Source organism: Ruegeria sp. YTSC192 (assembly GCF_059609705.1).
The window spans coordinates 1-17,076 of record NZ_JBXWMG010000020.1 but is presented as its reverse complement, the minus strand read 5'-3'; the positions used below and the strand labels follow the sequence as shown (position 1 = coordinate 17,076).

The 17,076-nt window shown below is 56.4% G+C and carries 19 protein-coding genes and 1 pseudogene; 8 read left to right on the top strand and 12 right to left on the bottom strand.

The window, feature by feature from the left end; genetic code table 11:
• Positions 1 to 581 (top strand): hypothetical protein (locus AC2FD8_RS19540; RefSeq protein WP_496858919.1); only part of this gene is annotated, 581 nt, incomplete at its 5' end.
• On the opposite strand, the gene AC2FD8_RS19535 is transcribed toward AC2FD8_RS19540, so the two are convergent.
• Positions 544 to 1,389: an EamA family transporter gene (locus AC2FD8_RS19535; protein ID WP_496858917.1), complete on the bottom strand. Its 846-nt coding sequence runs from the start codon at positions 1,387 to 1,389 to the stop codon at positions 544 to 546. The two genes, AC2FD8_RS19540 and AC2FD8_RS19535, sit on opposite strands and share 38 nt — an antisense overlap.
• A 141-nt stretch (positions 1,390 to 1,530) precedes the next feature.
• Between AC2FD8_RS19535 and AC2FD8_RS19530 the strand changes: the two genes are divergently transcribed.
• The gene (locus tag AC2FD8_RS19530; protein ID WP_496858915.1) at positions 1,531 to 1,965 is read left to right on the top strand and encodes a group II truncated hemoglobin; all 435 of its coding nucleotides are present in this window, start codon (positions 1,531 to 1,533) and stop codon (positions 1,963 to 1,965) included.
• A 10-nt stretch (positions 1,966 to 1,975) separates the two neighbouring features.
• On the opposite strand, the gene AC2FD8_RS19525 is transcribed toward AC2FD8_RS19530, so the two are convergent.
• The 7 genes from AC2FD8_RS19525 to AC2FD8_RS19495 form a co-directional block, all read right to left on the bottom strand.
• A complete protein-coding gene (locus AC2FD8_RS19525; protein WP_496858913.1) occupies positions 1,976 to 2,686 on the bottom strand; it encodes a type 1 glutamine amidotransferase in 711 nt (236 codons plus the stop codon).
• A gap of 80 nt (positions 2,687 to 2,766) precedes the next feature.
• Positions 2,767 to 4,095, bottom strand: coding sequence for a type III glutamate--ammonia ligase (gene glnT, locus AC2FD8_RS19520; RefSeq protein WP_496858911.1), 1,329 nt, complete (start codon positions 4,093 to 4,095; stop codon positions 2,767 to 2,769).
• Positions 4,096 to 4,179: 84 nt separating this feature from the next.
• On the bottom strand, positions 4,180 to 5,511 hold the full coding sequence (locus AC2FD8_RS19515) for an FMN-binding glutamate synthase family protein (RefSeq protein WP_496858921.1): 1,332 nt from the start codon (positions 5,509 to 5,511) through the stop codon (positions 4,180 to 4,182).
• Positions 5,512 to 5,525: 14 nt separating this feature from the next.
• The gene (locus AC2FD8_RS19510; RefSeq protein WP_496858909.1) at positions 5,526 to 6,209 is read right to left on the bottom strand and encodes a protein GlxC; all 684 of its coding nucleotides are present in this window, start codon (positions 6,207 to 6,209) and stop codon (positions 5,526 to 5,528) included.
• Position 6,210: 1 nt separating this feature from the next.
• Positions 6,211 to 7,140: a class II glutamine amidotransferase gene (locus AC2FD8_RS19505; RefSeq protein WP_496858908.1), complete on the bottom strand. Its 930-nt coding sequence runs from the start codon at positions 7,138 to 7,140 to the stop codon at positions 6,211 to 6,213.
• Between the two features lie 148 nt (positions 7,141 to 7,288).
• The gene (locus AC2FD8_RS19500) at positions 7,289 to 7,504 is read right to left on the bottom strand and encodes a hypothetical protein (RefSeq protein WP_496821059.1); all 216 of its coding nucleotides are present in this window, start codon (positions 7,502 to 7,504) and stop codon (positions 7,289 to 7,291) included.
• 11 nt (positions 7,505 to 7,515) lie between these two features.
• Complete coding sequence (locus AC2FD8_RS19495) at positions 7,516 to 8,889, bottom strand: ammonium transporter (protein WP_496858906.1); 1,374 nt, start codon at positions 8,887 to 8,889, stop codon at positions 7,516 to 7,518.
• Between the two features lie 341 nt (positions 8,890 to 9,230).
• Here AC2FD8_RS19495 and AC2FD8_RS19490 point away from each other — a divergent pair, with 341 nt between their 5' ends.
• Genes AC2FD8_RS19490 through AC2FD8_RS19470 form a run of 5 tightly spaced genes read left to right on the top strand, consistent with a single transcriptional unit; the run spans position 9,231 to position 13,584 of the window.
• Entirely contained in the window at positions 9,231 to 10,376 is a 1,146-nt protein-coding gene (locus AC2FD8_RS19490) for an aminomethyl transferase family protein (RefSeq protein WP_496858904.1), read from the top strand.
• Between the two features lie 54 nt (positions 10,377 to 10,430).
• Positions 10,431 to 11,027, top strand: a complete 597-nt coding sequence (locus AC2FD8_RS19485) for a dimethylamine monooxygenase subunit DmmA family protein (protein ID WP_496858902.1) — start codon at positions 10,431 to 10,433, stop codon at positions 11,025 to 11,027.
• Positions 11,024 to 11,986 carry a PDR/VanB family oxidoreductase gene (locus AC2FD8_RS19480; RefSeq protein ID WP_496858901.1) on the top strand — a complete coding sequence of 321 codons (963 nt, stop codon included), beginning with the start codon at positions 11,024 to 11,026 and terminating at the stop codon, positions 11,984 to 11,986. Before AC2FD8_RS19485 ends, AC2FD8_RS19480 begins: the two co-directional genes overlap by 4 nt.
• Positions 11,987 to 11,999: 13 nt before the next feature.
• Entirely contained in the window at positions 12,000 to 13,067 is a 1,068-nt protein-coding gene (locus tag AC2FD8_RS19475; RefSeq protein ID WP_496858899.1) for a heme-dependent oxidative N-demethylase family protein, read from the top strand.
• 19 nt (positions 13,068 to 13,086) lie between these two features.
• A complete protein-coding gene (locus tag AC2FD8_RS19470; protein ID WP_496858898.1) occupies positions 13,087 to 13,584 on the top strand; it encodes a GNAT family N-acetyltransferase in 498 nt (165 codons plus the stop codon).
• Here AC2FD8_RS19470 and AC2FD8_RS19465 read toward each other — a convergent pair.
• Complete coding sequence (locus AC2FD8_RS19465) at positions 13,562 to 14,191, bottom strand: helix-turn-helix domain-containing protein (protein WP_496821068.1); 630 nt, start codon at positions 14,189 to 14,191, stop codon at positions 13,562 to 13,564. The two genes, AC2FD8_RS19470 and AC2FD8_RS19465, sit on opposite strands and share 23 nt — an antisense overlap.
• Between AC2FD8_RS19465 and AC2FD8_RS19460 the strand changes: the two genes are divergently transcribed.
• Positions 14,181 to 14,444, top strand: a complete 264-nt coding sequence (locus tag AC2FD8_RS19460; protein WP_496858896.1) for a hypothetical protein — start codon at positions 14,181 to 14,183, stop codon at positions 14,442 to 14,444. The genes AC2FD8_RS19465 and AC2FD8_RS19460 overlap by 11 nt on opposite strands.
• A gap of 188 nt (positions 14,445 to 14,632) precedes the next feature.
• Here the strand turns inward: AC2FD8_RS19460 and AC2FD8_RS19455 are convergent, their stop codons facing one another.
• The 3 genes and pseudogenes from AC2FD8_RS19455 to glyA all read right to left on the bottom strand — a co-directional run.
• Positions 14,633 to 15,916, bottom strand: coding sequence for a glycerate kinase type-2 family protein (locus AC2FD8_RS19455; protein WP_496858894.1), 1,284 nt, complete (start codon positions 15,914 to 15,916; stop codon positions 14,633 to 14,635).
• 8 nt (positions 15,917 to 15,924) lie between these two features.
• Positions 15,925 to 16,902, bottom strand: coding sequence for an HpcH/HpaI aldolase/citrate lyase family protein (locus AC2FD8_RS19450; protein WP_496858892.1), 978 nt, complete (start codon positions 16,900 to 16,902; stop codon positions 15,925 to 15,927).
• Between the two features lie 17 nt (positions 16,903 to 16,919).
• Positions 16,920 to 17,076, bottom strand: a pseudogene (glyA, locus tag AC2FD8_RS19445) (serine hydroxymethyltransferase); the annotation flags it as partial.

Genomic DNA, 17,076 nt, shown 5'->3' with positions numbered 1-17,076 from the left:
ACCATCGCCTGCCTGCTGGCCAACACCGTCACAGCAGCATGCCGCGCAAACAAACTGCCAGAGCCCGAAGGCCTGACTGCCTGAGCCTCACAACTGGCGCTTCAACCGGTAGAAAATCTAGCAGCACCAGTGCGCAACAATACTGGCATATTGCAGGCCAAACGGTGCGTATGGTCATCGTCTGCATTGGCCAATCTCCGACAAATGCAGCGCGGGTCCGCGCCTTGATCACCCGTACGGCACGAAATGGCATGGCGTTGGAACAGCAACTTTGGGGCAAGGATATGTCGCAGGATGAGTGCCGGGCTCAGATCAAACAACTGAACGAGGCGGCGGATGTCTATGCTGTACTCCTATTGCCTGATGCGCCTGCGCATATTGATGTTCTCAACCTGCGAGGTGAATTACAGCGATACAAAGACCTCATACGACCTGGCGCATGGAATCATCCTGGGCCGGTTCGTCCTGGCGAAGTTGATTGTGTGTTGAACAGCGCTGTAGCGGCCCATCGGGCTCATGAAATCGCTATAGTCGAGCGGATGTTCAAATCGCGAGATAGCCAATTCCGGCAAACGCTATGAGACAACCAAACCATTGAGATGTTGCCATTTTCTCTTTCAAGATCGCCCAAGCCAAAACAACCGTCAGTAGCCCGAAGATAGAGGCTGCGACGGATGCATATTGGGCATTGGGCAAACCCCCGGCAGATACTACGCACAGAAGCGCCACCGCATCGAGCGCCCCCATCAGGCACAATAGGGGTAGGGCCTGAGTGCACGGCCAAAGTGACTTACGTGATACAATGGCGGTTACCGCCAGTGCAAAGATGGCTGTCAGGCGCCCAATCAGCGAAACAATGAACTCGCTGCCCAGTTCAGCTGCATACTGCCCTAACGCGAATGTCGCAGCGAACCCGATTGCAGCAAGTATGGAAAAAGCAATCGTCGGCCCGGCGGCAGGATATTCCGCGCTGTCGCCCTCAGATCGCGCGGACACAATTGCCACGCCGAAACCAATGGCAATGATCGCCAGCCAATGCCAGATGCTAACCTCGGAACCGCGCCATATTGCAAGTGTGACTGACAAAACGGGATAGCTGGCGACAAGCGGGGCAACCAGACGTACGGGCCCGCGCTGAAACGCAGCATACAAGCTTAGACCAGCCAACAAATAGAAGCCGCCCGCTGCAACCGCGTAATACATTGCCTCGGCGGAGATGGGGGCGAACCCTGCCCAGATTGCAACAAGTCCGAACTGTAGCATGGCCCCGGCAACCAATACGGCCATCAATGCCGCAAAGATGTTTACGGTTTGGCTGACATATCGTACGGCGAGATCGTGAAAGCCCCAGCACAAAGCAGCCAGCAGACCCAACGCAAGGGCGCTCACCCGGCCGCCTCGTCCAGCCGAATGCTCCAGGAATTTCTGTGTCTGACTTTCAATTTCAACCGCGCCGACATGTCACTGGAGATAAACTAATATTCCTGATATGCAATAATTATTGACAACATCAAGCCGGAGAAGAGACCTATGTCATCAGCTTTGAGCCAACTTGGTGGTGAAAAAAAGCTGCGTGCTCTCGTTGAACAGTTCTATGACCGGATGGAGACTGACCCGGCGGCGTATTCGTTGCATAGGCTACATTTCCGCGGTCATGGATTATCACATACAAGACAGGCGCAGTTTGAATTCCTGAGCGGGTTTTTGGGCGGTCGTGCCTATTATCGTGAGCGATTTGGTCATATGGACTTGCGAGAAATCCACGCGCATGTGCCGATACGTGAGGCTGACGCCGAGCTTTGGCTGGACACCTTTGACGCCGCATTGGCGGATTGCGGAATGGACGGTCCGGTGGTGGACAAAATGCGCGTAACCTTGCGTCGTGCTGCTTTGATGCTGATCAACGACGTGCCCGACTGGAGGGTTGAGGCAGACAGCGGAAAGAACCTTGAAGTTCATGACTGATTACCCGTGATCAGATCTGTCGCAATCTGGCATAGATGCCGGACGTCATCCTGAATTGCTCTTCAGAAATTTTGTCAGTTTCAGAGACCATGTTGTGTGCTGCATCCGCGGATCCAAGCCATTCCACGGCGCATTGATGGTTGGCAGGATCGCTCATCCATGACTGGATCGTGCCCTGAACAAGTTCGGGGTGAAACTGTACGCCCCACGCGCAATCCGATACGCGTATGGCTTGAACGGCGCACCCATCGGATCGCGCTAGAATTGCCGTCTCGGGAGGCAGTTCAATAGCCTCAACCCCATGCCAATGAAGCGCTTGGAATTGTCGGGGCAGGGAACCGAAAAGCGGATCATGTTGCACGCTGTTGTTAAGATTGACTGGCAACACACCGATTTCAGGCTGGGTCATGGGCGCACAACGCCCACCAAGTGCATCAACTAACAATTGATGGCCCAGACAAATGCCGAAATACGGCCGCTGGAAATCCTGAACCCACGTCTTGATGGCCAGTTTCTCCGCGACAAGCCAAGGATGAGCCTCGGTTTCCCAGACATCCATGGGGCCGCCCAGGACAAGCAGCAGATCGAAACCTGTCAGGTCGGGGGCTGACTGCCCTTCATGAAGGTGTACGATCCGGGCGGTGTCGCCATGCGACGCGATATGTTCAAGAAACGCGCCTGGGTTTTCGCCCGGTGTATGTTGAAAAATCAGAACATTCATGCGGCCAAAGTTGCAGCGTGGTTAAAGAGCGCAGGGCCACAGATCAAACTGCGGCCCCGAGCGTCGTCTGGAACAATGGATCAGATGTCCAATGTGTTTTCTTTTTCCCAGCGAGAGAAGTGGGACACAAACGAATTCCATTCCTGATGCTTCATCTTCAGGAACGCTGAAGAGAATTCGGCCCCCATCATCGCCTTTAGGCCCTTGTCCTTGTCATATTCCCGAAGGGCATCAAGCATGTTCAAGGGCAGTTTTGGGGCGCCGCGTACTTTGTGGCCTTCGGCGTACATATCAATGTCCCAGCGCTTGCCCGGATCAGCTTTGGACCGAATGCCAGACAGGCCCGCCGCAATGATCACCGCCTGCAGCAGATAGGGGTTGGTCGCGCCGTCGGGCAGGCGCAGTTCGAACCGTCCAGGGCCAGGGACGCGGACCATGTGGGTGCGGTTGTTGCCGGTCCAGGTCACGGTGTTGGGGGCCCATGTCGCACCGGACATGGTGCGCGGGGCGTTGATCCGCTTGTAACTGTTCACCGTAGGGTTGGTGATTGCCGCCAAAGCGCTGGCGTGTTTCATGATGCCGCCCAGAAAATGCTTGCCGCGTTCTCCCAATCCGACTTCACCGGTCGGACCGTCGCCCTCACCGGCAAATACGTTGGTTTTCGCATCCGACCCCGGCGCATCCCAGACCGAGATATGGGCATGGCAGCCATTGCCCGTCAGCCCCTCGACCGGCTTAGGCATGAAGGTTGCCCGAAGCCCATGCTTTTCGGCGACCGATTTGGTCATGAACTTGAAGAAGGAATGTTTGTCGGCGGTGCGTAGAGCGTCATCGAATTCCCAGTTCATCTCGAACTGGCCATTGGCGTCTTCGTGGTCGTTCTGATAGGGACCCCAGCCCAGTTCAAGCATGTAGTCGCAGATCTCGCGCACCACATCATAGCGACGCATCACCGCCTGTTGGTCATAGCAAGGCTTTTCGGCGGTATCGAACGGATCGCTGATCTGTTCGCCATCGGGGGTCAGCAAAAAGAACTCCGCCTCGATCCCGGTTTTGACGTGCATCCCTTCCGCGGCGGCCTCATCGATCAGGCGGCGCAGTACGTTGCGCGGCGCTTGCGCGACGTCTTGGCCTTCCATCACGCAGTTGCCAGCGACCCAGGCGACCTCGGGCTTCCATGGCAGTTGGATGACCGAGGACGGGTCCGGCACCGCCAGCATGTCAGGATGTGCGGGCGTCATGTCCAGCCAGGTGGCAAATCCGGCAAAACCTGCGCCGTCCTCCTGCATGTCGGCAATCGCTTGCGCGGGGACCAGCTTGGCCCGCTGTCCACCGAATAGATCGGTGAACGAGATCATGAAGTATTTGACGCCTTTTTCCTTGGCGAAAGCAGCCAGATCTGTTGTCATGGTCGGCTTTCCTTTCCCTGTTGATGCGTTTCGATAGAAGAAAGGCGCCGCCCTTTAGGGCCACGCCTTTTGTCGTTTAACAAATCAGAACCCGGCCTTTCCGGGGTACCAGTCGGTGCCCGCCAGTGGTACTTTGGCCATCGCCGCCGCCTCCATTGTCAGGGCGCACAGATCCTCGGGTTCGAGGTTGTGCAGGTGATTGTGACCGCAGGCGCGCGCAATGGTTTGCGCCTCGAGCGTCATCACTTTCAGGTAGTTTCGCAACCGGCGACCGGCATCAACCGGATCGAGACGCGCAGCCAGTTCGGGGTCCTGCGTGGTGATCCCTGCCGGGTCCAACCCTTCGTGCCAGTCATCATAGGCGCCGGTGGTGGTGCCCAGCTTCTGATATTCGGATTCCCACTTCGGATCGTTGTCGCCAAGCGCGATGAGCGCTGCCGTCCCAATGGCAACCGCGTCCGCGCCAAGGGCCATCGCCTTGGCAACATCAGCGCCGGTGCGAATGCCGCCCGAGATCACGAGCTGCACTTCGCGGTGAACACCCAGATCCTGCAACGCCTGTACGGCCGGGCGGATACAGGCCAATGTCGGAATGCCCACATGTTCAATAAAGACGTCCTGCGTGGCTGCCGTGCCGCCCTGCATCCCGTCCATCACCACAACATCGGCCCCGGCCTTCACCGCCAGCGCAGTATCGTAGTAGGGCCGTGTCGCGCCAACCTTGACGTAGATCGGCACCTGCCAGTTGGTGATTTCGCGCAGTTCAAGGATCTTGATTTCCAGATCATCCGGCCCGGTCCAGTCCGGATGACGACAGGCCGAGCGCTGGTCGATCCCTTTGGGCAGGGTCCGCATCTCGGCCACGCGGTCGCTGATCTTCTGACCCAGCAACATGCCGCCGCCACCGGGCTTGGCCCCCTGCCCCACCACGATCTCGATCGCGTCGGCCTTGCGCAGGTCGTTGGGGTTCATCCCATAGCGTGACGGCAGATATTGATAGACCAACTTGGTCGAATGGCCACGTTCTTCGGGGGTCATTCCACCATCACCAGTAGTGGTCGAGGTTCCCGCCGCCGACGCGCCGCGGCCCAGGGCCTCTTTCGCAGGACCCGACAGCGCCCCAAAGCTCATGCCTGCGATGGTGATCGGAATATCCAGCTGGATCGGGTTCTTGGCAAAGCGGGTGCCCAGCGTGACGCTGGTGTCACATTTCTCGCGGTAGCCCTCCAGCGGGTAGCGCGACACCGAGGCGCCCAGAAACAGCAGGTCGTCAAAATGTGGGACCTTGCGTTTGGCGCCGCCACCGCGAATGTCATAGATGCCAGTGGCCGCCGCGCGGCGGATTTCGGCATTGATCGGGTTGGTAAAGGTCGCCGACTGGATCGGGACCGTGCGCGGAATACCGTTATTGTCCATATCTTTCATGTCCCTTAGTAATCCTGTGCGTTGTCGACGTCGAAGTTATAGAGCTTGCGGGCCGATCCGTAGCGCTTGAACTCTTCGGGTTTTGCGTCGCTTTCGGCGCGTTCCAGCAGATCGGCCAGGATCTCAAGATGCTCGGGGCGCATCTCTTTCTCGATGCAATCTGCGCCCAGGCTCTTGACCGAACCGCGCACGAACAGCCGCGCCTCGTAGAGGGAATCCCCCAGCGCATCGCCCGCGTCGCCGCAGACCACCAGATTGCCCTGTTGCGCCATGAAAGCCGACATGTGGCCAATATTGCCGTGCACGACGATATCGATCCCTTTCATCGAGATCCCGCAGCGCGAGGACGCATTGCCCTTGACCACCAGCAGCCCTCCGTGCCCGGTCGCCCCGGCGTACTGGCTGGCGTCGCCATCGACCATGACCGTGCCCGACATCATGTTCTCGGCCACACCGGGACCCACCGAACCCTCAACCTTGATGGTCGCTTGCTGGTTCATCCCCGCGCAATAGTAACCTGTCGAGCCCTTCACGGTCACCTCGATCGGCGCATCCAGACCCACGGCAATCGCGTGGCTGCCCTTGGGGTTCTGCACCTCCCAGGTGGTTTGGTTGGTGTCTTTGCTTTGTGCCTGCAACGCCGCGTTCAAACCACGCAAGCCGCTTTCAGATACATCATAAGTCTGCATGTCAGGCGGCCTTTTCGTGGGTTGTTGGGCTGTCGTTGTGCGACCAGAAATAAACTGTCGAGGGTTCGGGCTCCCAAACCTTTGCATCTTCAATACCCGGCAAGTTGACCAGAGCGCGGTATTCGCTGCCAAAGGCCACATATTGATCGGTCTCGGCCATTACCGCCGGCTTGCAGGCAATCGGATCGCGCACTACGCCGAACCCGTCCTTGGTGCCCACGACGAAGTTGAAAAAGCCATCCAGATCATCCAGGCTGGATTGCAGCGCTTCGCCCAGAGAGGCGCCGTTCATCATCTTCCAGGTCAGGTAGGCGGCCCCAACTTCGGTGTCGTTTTCTGTTTGGATGACAACCCCTTCACGGCGCAGCTTGCGGCGCAGCGAGTTGTGGTTCGACAACGAGCCGTTGTGCACAAGGCACTGGTCCAATCCAGTGTTGAACGGGTGCGCCCCCATCGTCGTGACCGCGGATTCCGTGGCCATGCGCGTGTGGCCGATGCCATGCGTGCCAGTCATTGCCGAGATATCAAAGCGAGCAGCCACGTCCTTTGGCAGACCGACCTCTTTGTAGATTTCCAGCATATCGCCATGGCTCATGATCCGAACCGACGGCCTGATTTCCGCAAGCGCCGCGCGTGCGTCTTCAAAGCGGCCTGCAGGAATATTCAACACGGTATGTGTATCGTTGTCTGACTGCGTGACCGGTCCACCCAGAACCCGACCCAATTCGTCGGCCAGACCCGCGAAATCTGTTTCGGGGTTTGCAGATTGCAGCGTCAGCTTGCTCTGACCTTGCAAACCATCACGATAGATCGCAATGCCCGCACTGTCGGGGCCGCGATCTGTCATGGTAATCAGCATGTCTGTCAACATCTCACCCAATTTGGGTGAAAGCGACTGGTCCTTAAGGAATAATCCTACAATCCCGCACATGGCTGGCCGATCTCCTTTGTGTGTTTCGTTTCGATTCGATGCTATCAACAATGTGTCGGGAAGGCAATAATCACAGGAATAAAATATTACTAGCAGGCAATGGGCGCATATGTAGTTCTCGCGCCCATCGCCGGCTTTCAGAGCTGGGTTAGTATCTTTCCAACTGCGCCTTCACCTTCTCTTCGTCTCCGGTGTGGCGCGCCTTTTCAAGGTGCTCACGTTCGCGGACGAACTGGATGCGATGCCATCCGATCCAGAACGCCAGGCCAATGATGAACATTAGAACTTCGTAACCCTGGAAGGGATAAATCGGTCCGACTTCGGCAAGATCGACTGCCCAGTTTGAGTATCCGTTTGTAGACATGTCTTACTCCCTTACTTAGCTGCGACGCCGCGGGCAGCGAGTTCTTCTTTATCAGCTTGGATAATTGCTGCTTTGGCGTCTTCGTAGGCATGGTGCTCGGCATAATCGAGACCCTGAAGTTCAACCTCTTCCGGGATGCGGAGCACACCTGCGGCCGCCTGAATTTTTGCCAGAATCCAGCCGGGCAGGAAGCCCAGTACAAAGAACATGATGACCGCGCCGGTGATCTGACCGATCGGATTGATTGTGGCATAACCTTCGTATGGCGAGGACGGCACGCCCCACAGGACAAAGCCCGAGATCACCAGCCCAACAAAACCGGCATAGCCATGTACCGCGACTGCGCCTACTGCGTCGTCCAGTTTGAACCGGCGCTCAACCCAATAGTGCAGTTTGTACACGATCACGACACCAATAGCGGCAATGATCATCGCCTGGATCGGGTGATACAGGTCGTTCCCGGCCGAAGCTGTGATAATCCCGGCAAGCCCGCCTGAGAAGGTCCAGAACGCATCACCCTTCGAGATCACATAGGCCGCCATCAGGCCGCCGGACAGCGACATGAGGAAGTTGAAAGTAATCGCTGAAAGCGTGGTTGGTGCCAGATAAATATTGGTTGCGGTCCAGGTCACACCGGTGATCTGGCCGTCGATACCTTCCGGCGAAATCACAGGCACATTGCATGCGGCGTAGAAACCCCAGAAACCAGTGTAGATCAGGAAAATCCCGATGGTCAGCAGCCAAGGGTTGTGAGGTGGAATGTCCCGCGGCGTGCCATCCTTGGCAAATTTGCCAAGACGCGGGCCCAGGACCATAATCACGCCAAGTGCGTAACCGCCTGCAATTGCGTGGATAACCCCGGAAGCATAGGCATCGTGGTAGCCAAGAATTCGCACCATCCAGCCGCCGTAATGCCAGCCCCATGCAGCGTCAATTATCCACCAGACCGAACCGATCATGACGGCATGTACCCATAAGGCCGAAGATCTGATCCGTTCGATGACGGAACCCGAAACGATCGAGGCAGCTGTCCAAGAGAACAACAGGAATGCGGCCCAGAAGACCCCAGTGATTCTGTCGCCCAGGTTGGTTGCCATCGTGTCTGCCCAAGGTAGATTCGCAGCACCCGCTTCGGTGTCGAGACCGCCCCAGAAGGGGAAGTTTGGAAACGCCCAATAAATCCACCATCCGAAGAAGAAAAATGTGATCGTCACCAGCGGGATGATCATGATGTTTTTCATCAATGTGTGCATATGGTTACGGGCCCGACTTGCGCCGACCTCGTACATGCAAAAGCCCACATGGATGAGGAACATGAAAACGACCGTTACCCAGTAGTAAAACTCGGTAAAGACCGTGGTTAGTGCATTTAGATTACCATCCACTTTGTTGTCTCCCTATTGTTGCAGCAGGAAGTTGTTCTGCGATGGATTTCCTGCTGGGAATATTTATCTACTCAGGGGACAATCTCATTGACGACCTGTCAATAGATATGTTGGGCAAATATCTATTGGGTATTTGGCGCACGCACAGTCATACATGCTGAAGACCGGATTATGGCATTGATAAATATATGCTTTTATCAACTCTGGCAATTTTCTCAGGGTGCAGAAAACGCAGCCTAATATTCCCAGTAGGAAAATATTCTGCACATGGGTGTTGATTTTCGATCCGACATCGGCCTCAATATGGTCAACAAAAAAGCAATCAACGGGAGAGCTGAACAATGGCCATTCTATGGAGGACGTCCGCCCTTGCGCAGCGCCATGCCGAAATCGGCGGCGAGCTAGAAGACTGGAACGGTATGGGGACCGCATGGTTCTACGACCATAGCCCGGAACGCGCAAAAGCCGACTACGAAGCGATTCGCACCAAGGCAGGGCTGATGGATGTGTCAGGTCTGAAAAAGGTTCACGTAGTCGGCGAAGATGCGGCCTATGTCATTGACCGTGTCACCACGCGGAATGTGGAAAAAATCATGCCAGGCCGGTCGACTTACGCGTCGATCCTGAATTCCGAAGGCAAGTTTATCGATGATTGCATCATCTACCGCCTCTCGGTGAATACGTGGCTTGTCGTGCATGGCACGGGGACAGGTATGGAGCAGCTGACATCGGTTGCGGCTGGAAAGAACTGTTCGGTCATCTTTGACGACGACATGCATGACATGTCTCTTCAGGGACCGGTCGCCGTTGATTTCCTGGCCAAGCACATTCCCGGAATTCGCGATCTGGCTTACTTCGGCATCATGCAGACCAAACTCTATGGTTGCCCGGTGATGATTTCACGGACCGGCTATACCGGCGAGCGCGGGTATGAAATTTTCTGTCAGGCCAAACATGCGGTGCACCTGTGGGACAACATTCTGGCCGAAGGCAAAGACATGGGCATCGTCCCGGTTCAGTTCTCGACGCTCGATCTGTTGCGCACCGAAAGCTACCTGCTGTTTTATCCCGGTGATAACTCGGAAACCTATCCGTTCGACGATGAAACCTGCGGTGATACGCTTTGGGAGCTGGGTCTGGAATTCACTGTGTCACCTGGAAAAACCGGCTTCATCGGAGCCGAGAACCACTATGCATCGCAAGGCAAAGAGCGGTTCAAGATCTATGGTGTCAAACTGGACGGCACCACCCCGGCGGATGAGGGTGCCGACCTGCTGCAGAACGGTGAAAAGGTCGGTGTTGTCACTTTCGGTATGTACTCCGAAATCAATGGCCACAATGTGGGCATCGCGCGGATGCCGGTCGCCTGTGCCTCACCAGGCACTAAGCTGACAGTGCGCAACGGCGATGGGACAGAGATTGCGGCGACTGCGGAAGAGATGCCGTTCTACGATCAGGACAAATCGATCAGAACCGCAAAAGGCTGAGTATCAAGGGCGCGACGGATACACCGAGGCGCCCTTTTCCTATTTGAGGGCACAATGTCAAAGTTCGAATTTCCCAAGTCAATCGCAAGCCGCCCGGTCTGGGGCACGCTAGAGGTTCGCTCAGGTGAACATCATTTCATGATCGCCGAAGCCGAAGGCGCCGAGGCCGTAATTGACATCGCGACACCCGACCTGATGGCCAAAACGCATCTGATCTACATCCCCAAGGGGACGGACTTCTCGGAAAAGCTGCAGGCGCTGAATCCTGCGCAATTCTACGAAGGTCCGTCTTATGCAGCCGCGCTGCATCGTATTCGCCGCGTGTTGGAAGACGCGCATATGGGGTTGCAGGTTTATCTGACCGGCTCTGAGGGCATGATGGGTCAGGCCATGAATGAAGTGATGGCTGCGGGTCTTCCGCATACTGCGATTCAGACCGAACATCGCGGCTCGGTCGCGCGCCGAATGCAGTGCGTACACTGCAAAGGCGTCACCGAAGATGTCGAGGTCGATCCGTTCATCTGCGCGCATTGTGGGCTCAACCTGTTTGTGCGTGACCACTATTCCCGCCGCCTTGCCGCGTATCAGGGTGTCCGCGTTGATGCCGAGGACCATGGCAACGTGCCCGAGCCGAAGGGGATCTATGAATGAGTGGTGCCGAGAAAATTCAGGTCAAAGTAACCGAAATTACCCCGCTGAACGAATTGGTGACTCGATTCCGGTTTGAGCGCGTCGATGGTGGGCAATTGCCAACGTTTTCGGGCGGCGCCCATACAGTTGTTGAAATGCAGGATGGCGGCATCACCCGCCTGAATCCCTATTCCCTGATGTCGGACCCGTTTGATCAGTCATCTTATACGATCTCGGTTCGGCGTGATGACGAGGGCCGAGGCGGGTCGTTGTTCATGCACCGTCAGGTCAAGCTGGGCGACGAGATGACCATCAGTTACCCGGTCAACCTGTTCTCGCTTGATTTGCGGGCCCGCAAGCACCTGTTTCTGGCCGGCGGTATCGGGATCACACCGTTTTTGGCACAGATCAAGCAACTGGAACTTCTTCATGGTCATTGGGAGCTGCATTATGCTTGCCGCAACACCGCCTTGGCATCTTATGCCGAGCAACTAACAGACCGGCACCCGAACGAAACGCATCTGTACTACGACGACCAGAATCAGCAGATCGATCTAAAGAACCTGCTCAGCGGGCAGCCTTTAGGTACGCATGTCTATGTCTGTGGCCCCAAGGGGATGATCGACTGGGTGTGTAGCACTGCCGCCGCAGAAGGCTGGCCCGAGGACTGCGTACATTACGAAGAGTTTCTGGCCCCGCAACCCGGTAAACCGTTCGAAGTGCGCTTGGCGACCTCGGACAAAGTCATTCATGTGGGTGAAAACGAAAGCCTGCTGGAAGCAATTGAACGCGAGGGTGTGGATGCGCCGTATCTGTGTCGCGGCGGGGCCTGCGGTCAATGCGAAACCGTTGTGCTGGATCACGACGGAAACTTTGTTCACCGCGATCATTGGCTGACTGATGAAGAAAAGGCAGCAGGTAAGAAAATCATGCCCTGTGTATCGCGATTCGAGGGCAAGTCCCTCGTGCTGGACCGCTGAGAGGAGGCCCAACATGACCATTCAATTCAACGACGAGTCCTTCCGCGACGACTATACCTTCCACAACTCGGAATGGGCGATCAAACGCTTTCCGTTCCCGTTCCACGAAGACAGCTACATGTATTCGGTCAACATGGAACAGCACCGAGGCGGACCCGAGGGCTCGGTCTATGAGATGCGTTTCGACGTAGACGAACACTATGTATCCGAGATGAAAGACCGCGCGATCGTACTGGATCAGGATCCGCTGCGCTGTCAGTCTCTACCGCATATGACCTTGGCGGGTTGGGATCTGCTGGAGCTGATCATGGTCAGCAAGTCTGAGGACTATCCGGACCTGTTCGAGCTGCATCGCAATGGCAATCAGTGGCGCTGGATCAACAAGCCGCTGGGCATTGATCACAGTTTCACCTTCATGGACGAAACCACACTGCCCTACGGGCCAATGGAATACATCACCCGTCAGGCACAGGGCGATTTCGCTGTGTTGGATCAACGGGACGAGATGTTGTGGATGGACGCGGGGATGGTCACGACCCAGGCCGACTGGAGTCTGGATTTCGACATTGGCATGAACTTTTTCGAATGGCATGCACCGGTTCCGAAAGCGCATGAGATGGGAATATTCAAACGTGCGCTAAAATTCCTTCTGAACATTCAGCAAGGTGCTCCTGCGCGACGTCTGAACTGGACGATGACAGTGAACCCGTTGCTGGATACCAGCCCGGAAAACTATCACAAATGGGGCATCCAGAAGACAACGCTCACGCCTGAAAACATTGCCCACAAACAGCATCTTCGGGTTGAATTGCAGACTTTCTTCCGGTTGCCGCGGTCAAATGCTCTCGTATTCCCGATCCGCTGTTACCTGTGCAGTTTTCAGGATCTGATGACCGTACCGAAATGGGGTCGCCGCCTGCATCGTGTTATCCGCGATCTTCCGGATGAGCTGGCCACTTACAAAGGGTTCATCGACAACCGTCCCATGATGCTGGATTACCTCAGCCAGTTTGACGACGGACTGCCAACCTCGCCCGGTATCTGGCCGGATCTGGAAACCGAACCGCCCTTGTCAAAGTAGGTGGACATCAGGATGGGTCGTGGCTGATCAGGACAAAGCCATTTGGCGGTTAGAGGATGATGCCTTGGCGTTTTATGACGTGCTCGCGCTGCTGCGCACGTCATTCCAATACATGGACGGCAGGATCGACCCACCATCCTCGGTTCATCGGCTCACCGTCAAAGGTATGCAGGCTCACTGCCAAGCCGGGGGTGAGATCTGGGCCATTGGTCGCCCTCTCTTTGGGTGCATGTTCCTGACACCAAAGCCGGATTGCCTGTACCTGGGAAAGCTGGCGGTGCAGGAACAGATGCGCGGGCAGGGCGTCTGCAGAGCGATGATCGGCCATGCCGAGCGCCGCGCGGTGACTCTTGGCCTGTCCGAGCTTAAATTAGAAACTCGTGTCGAACTCACTGAGAACCATCGCGTGTTTTCACGGCTGGGATTTACGATTGTGGGTACGGGAAGCCACAAGGGCTACGATAGACCCACCGATTTCCTACTGCGCAAACAGGTTAGTTTGTCTGCGGGTAGCTGATCACTGAAAGGTAACGCGCGGGTAGGCTTACCAGCCGTTCTGGGCCATGAGGAGCATCCGCATCGAAGAACAGAGTATCACCGGGCTTTAGCGAATAGATATTGTCACCGTGGCGATAGTCGACAGCGCCATCAAGCATATAGATCGTTTCAATCCCACCGTGTTGGAAGGTCGGGAAAACGTCAGATTCCACAGTCAACGTAATCAAATAAGGCTCGACAATCACGCCTGAACCGTTGGCGCCAATATGTCCCAGCAAATTGTATTGATGATTGGCGCGCGTCCCTTCACGTTCCAGTTCCACACCTTCGCCAGCCTTGGTGTGCACAGCTTCTCGTCGTTCCTCGAACTGGCGGAAAAAACTGGTCAGAGGCACCGACAATGCATCCGCTAACAATTGCAACGTGGTCAATGATGGCGACGTGTTGCCGTTTTCGATCTTTGACAACATACCAATAGATAGGCCAGTCAGTTGTCCGAGTTCTGCGACAGTGATGTTTTGTTTTTTGCGAAAAGCACGGACCTCACGACCGATTGCAACTTCGAGCACCTTTTCGCGTTCACCTGTTCGAACGGAATGTGGATCCTGCGTCAGATTGACTGTCATTTCTGCTTCGCGTTTCCTCAATGTCTCGCTTTCAATGTTCTGCTATACTGGTTCAGATCTGATGCGCAAGCAGCAGCGCTGCGATACCCAGTCAGTTCGGGCTATCATAGCATCAAGTTTTCCTGATAGTAAAATAATCATGCTGGCAGGGAATGAAACCGATATCGAGTTTCTGCTGTTCGATGAAATTTCTATGGCCATTCTGAAATCGGTGATCGAGCCTTTTTTGATCACCGCGTCGCGGTGCCCATAAACCTTGTCGAGCTAATCTGCTGTCGCCGGACCATGACCGCTGCCAACTACTACGTTTTCAGAGCGGCCTGGGCTCCGGGTCGCGTCATGTCGGTATTCAGCCCTTGTGGCGGATAGGCGGCTCTTGGACGGCTTCAAAGCTAGAATATCGCATGGATCAAACCCAGCGATTGCCGAGTTCACCACGCCTCACGCGTCAGGAGCACGAAGCAGGACCTGAATGTCTGCAACATTGGTCCCGGTCGCGCCGGTGATCAGAAGATCACCCGAGAGTGTCAAAGCCTTGTGACTGTCGTTGTTCGCCAGCAAGGCGGCAGGGTCATGCCCTGCCTTGCGGATACGTCTGAATGTTCCGGCATCCACAACTGCGCCCGCCGCCGGGGTCGGCCCATCGCGGCCATCCGTGCCACCGCTAAGAAAGATCCAGTTACCGGGGATCGAGCGTTCTTCCGCCAATTGAGCGACGCGCAGCGCCAATTCCTGATTGCGCCCACCACGACCTGAGCCTTGCAGGCGTACAGTTGTTTCACCACCAAATAGCAGGGCGGTTGGGTGGCCACGAGGCGCGGCTTGGGCTGCCTGAAAAATCTGTTCGGCTGCGTCAGACACGTCGCCAATCAATGTGTCGGACACAATTTCGGCCCGGCAGGTCTGTGCGGCACAGCGCAATGCTGCTTCAAGACTGATCGTGTTCGATCCGATCAGGTGGTTGGTTGCCGCAAGCGCTTTGGTTTGTTCAGGAATACTCCGTTCTAGATGGGTACGGGCAGATTTAGGTAGCCGATGCCATATCCCGGCCTCGATACAGGTCCTGCGGGCATCGGCGTGGCTTCCTATTGGTCCAGCGGTTGGTCCACTGGCGACCGCGCGCAAGTCATCTCCGATCACATCCGAAAGGATATAAGCTGTCACCGGGGCAGGTGAGCCGTGCCGCAGAAATCCCCCGCCTTTGAGCTGGCTCAGGTGTTGACGCACGAGGTTCATCCGAACGATGTCCAGCCCGGAAGACAGTAACACCTCGTTAACTACGATTTTGTCCAACAAGGTCAATCCATCAACGGGTGCCGGGACCAGGGCTGAACCACCGCCCGAAATCAGCGCAATGATCTGATCTTGCTTACGTGCAGCGCTGAGCAGTGCGAGGACCTGCCGCCCTGCTTTCAAGCCGCGTTCATCCGGGATGGGGTGCGCGCTGGTCAACACCGTTGCGCCGGGAACGAGCGTCTGGTTTTCGGGGTGCGTCACTGCAAGGGCGACATGATCGCCCTGAACGTGTTGCAATACCTCTGCCATCATGGCAGGCGCAGCTTTCCCAATCGCAATCAGGATACTGCGTCCGCCCAGTTGTGGCGAAGGCAAAGGTGCCGCCCGTAACCGTCTGCGCAATGATGCAGCCGGATCTGCCGCGGCCACTGCCGCAGCAAAGATGGCTGCGGCACTGTCCCGCAGGTTTATTGACAATTGCTCGGTCACAATTCTGGTCAGGCCGCGGCAATCTGACCTGCTTTTTCCACCAAAACCTCGGCCTGCCGGATCGAGGCATAGTCGATCAGGCGGCCATCCAGCGACACAGCGCCTTTGCCCGCCGATTCAGCCTCGGCCATGGCGACAAGGATACGCTGGGCTTTGGTGACCTCGGCATCGGATGGCGACATGACCTCATTTGCCAGGGCAATCTGGCTGGGGTGAATGGCCCATTTTCCTTCGCAGCCCAGAACTGCGGCGCGTTTTGCTGCGGCGCGATACCCGTCGGGGTCCTGAAAGTCACCAAAGGGTCCATCGATTGGACGTAGGCCGTTGGCGCGCGCAGCGACCACCATGCGGGCCAGCGCATAGTGCCACATGTCGCCCCAATGCGTCATACGCCCGCCATCTGCATCAGCGTCAGTCAGAACGGAATAGTCGGGGTTTACGCCGCCGATGATCGTGGTCCGTGCACGGGTTGACGCCGCATAGTCGGCAACCCCGAAATGCAGGCTTTCGTTGCGTTTCGACGCAGCCGCGATTTCGCTGACATTCTGCATACCCAGTGCGGTTTCGATGATGTGTTCAAACCCGATCCGGTTCTTGTACCCTCTGGCGTCTTCGATCTGAGTGACCAGCATGTCTACGGCATAGACGTCGGCGGCAGTTCCAACTTTGGGGATCATGATCAGGTCCAGCCGTTCGCCAGCCTGTTCAACCACGTCCACTACATCGCGATACATGTAGTGGGTGTCCAGCCCGTTGATACGCACCGACATGGTTTTGGTGCCCCAGTCGATATCGTTCAGCGCCTCAATGATGTTCTTTCGGGCCTGTTCCTTTTCGTCCGGCGCGACAGCATCTTCCAGATCAAGGAAGACAACGTCCACATCCGCCTGGGCGGCTTTTTCGAACATGCCAGGCTGGCTGCCGGGCACCGCCAACTCGCTGCGGTTCAGGCGTGCGGGGGCTTGGTCGATTGAATAAAAGCTCATGGTATTTTTCCTTCGTCTTACAGGTTCGGATAGATCGGGAATTTGGCGCAGAGGTCGGCGACCTCGGCCTTGACCTTGGCTTCGACCGCAGCGTTTTCGTCTTCGCCATTGGCGGCCAGACCGTCGACCACTTCGATGATCCAGTCCGCGATCTGGCGGAATTCGACCTCGCCA

What these genes read in the sequence shown, in the direction of transcription:
- AC2FD8_RS19530 (WP_496858915.1), top strand. Translation starts at nt 1,531, where the DNA reads ATGTCATCAGCTTTGAGCCAACTTGGTGGTGAAAAAAAGCTGCGTGCT.
- AC2FD8_RS19525 (WP_496858913.1), bottom strand. Translation starts at nt 2,686, where the DNA reads ATGAATGTTCTGATTTTTCAACATACACCGGGCGAAAACCCAGGCGCG.
- glnT (WP_496858911.1), bottom strand. Translation starts at nt 4,095, where the DNA reads ATGACAACAGATCTGGCTGCTTTCGCCAAGGAAAAAGGCGTCAAATAC.
- AC2FD8_RS19515 (WP_496858921.1), bottom strand. Translation starts at nt 5,511, where the DNA reads ATGGACAATAACGGTATTCCGCGCACGGTCCCGATCCAGTCGGCGACC.
- AC2FD8_RS19510 (WP_496858909.1), bottom strand. Translation starts at nt 6,209, where the DNA reads ATGCAGACTTATGATGTATCTGAAAGCGGCTTGCGTGGTTTGAACGCG.
- AC2FD8_RS19505 (WP_496858908.1), bottom strand. Translation starts at nt 7,140, where the DNA reads ATGTGCGGGATTGTAGGATTATTCCTTAAGGACCAGTCGCTTTCACCC.
- AC2FD8_RS19500 (WP_496821059.1), bottom strand. Translation starts at nt 7,504, where the DNA reads ATGTCTACAAACGGATACTCAAACTGGGCAGTCGATCTTGCCGAAGTC.
- AC2FD8_RS19490 (WP_496858904.1), top strand. Translation starts at nt 9,231, where the DNA reads ATGGCCATTCTATGGAGGACGTCCGCCCTTGCGCAGCGCCATGCCGAA.
- AC2FD8_RS19485 (WP_496858902.1), top strand. Translation starts at nt 10,431, where the DNA reads ATGTCAAAGTTCGAATTTCCCAAGTCAATCGCAAGCCGCCCGGTCTGG.
- AC2FD8_RS19480 (WP_496858901.1), top strand. Translation starts at nt 11,024, where the DNA reads ATGAGTGGTGCCGAGAAAATTCAGGTCAAAGTAACCGAAATTACCCCG.
- AC2FD8_RS19475 (WP_496858899.1), top strand. Translation starts at nt 12,000, where the DNA reads ATGACCATTCAATTCAACGACGAGTCCTTCCGCGACGACTATACCTTC.
- AC2FD8_RS19465 (WP_496821068.1), bottom strand. Translation starts at nt 14,191, where the DNA reads ATGACAGTCAATCTGACGCAGGATCCACATTCCGTTCGAACAGGTGAA.
- AC2FD8_RS19450 (WP_496858892.1), bottom strand. Translation starts at nt 16,902, where the DNA reads ATGAGCTTTTATTCAATCGACCAAGCCCCCGCACGCCTGAACCGCAGC.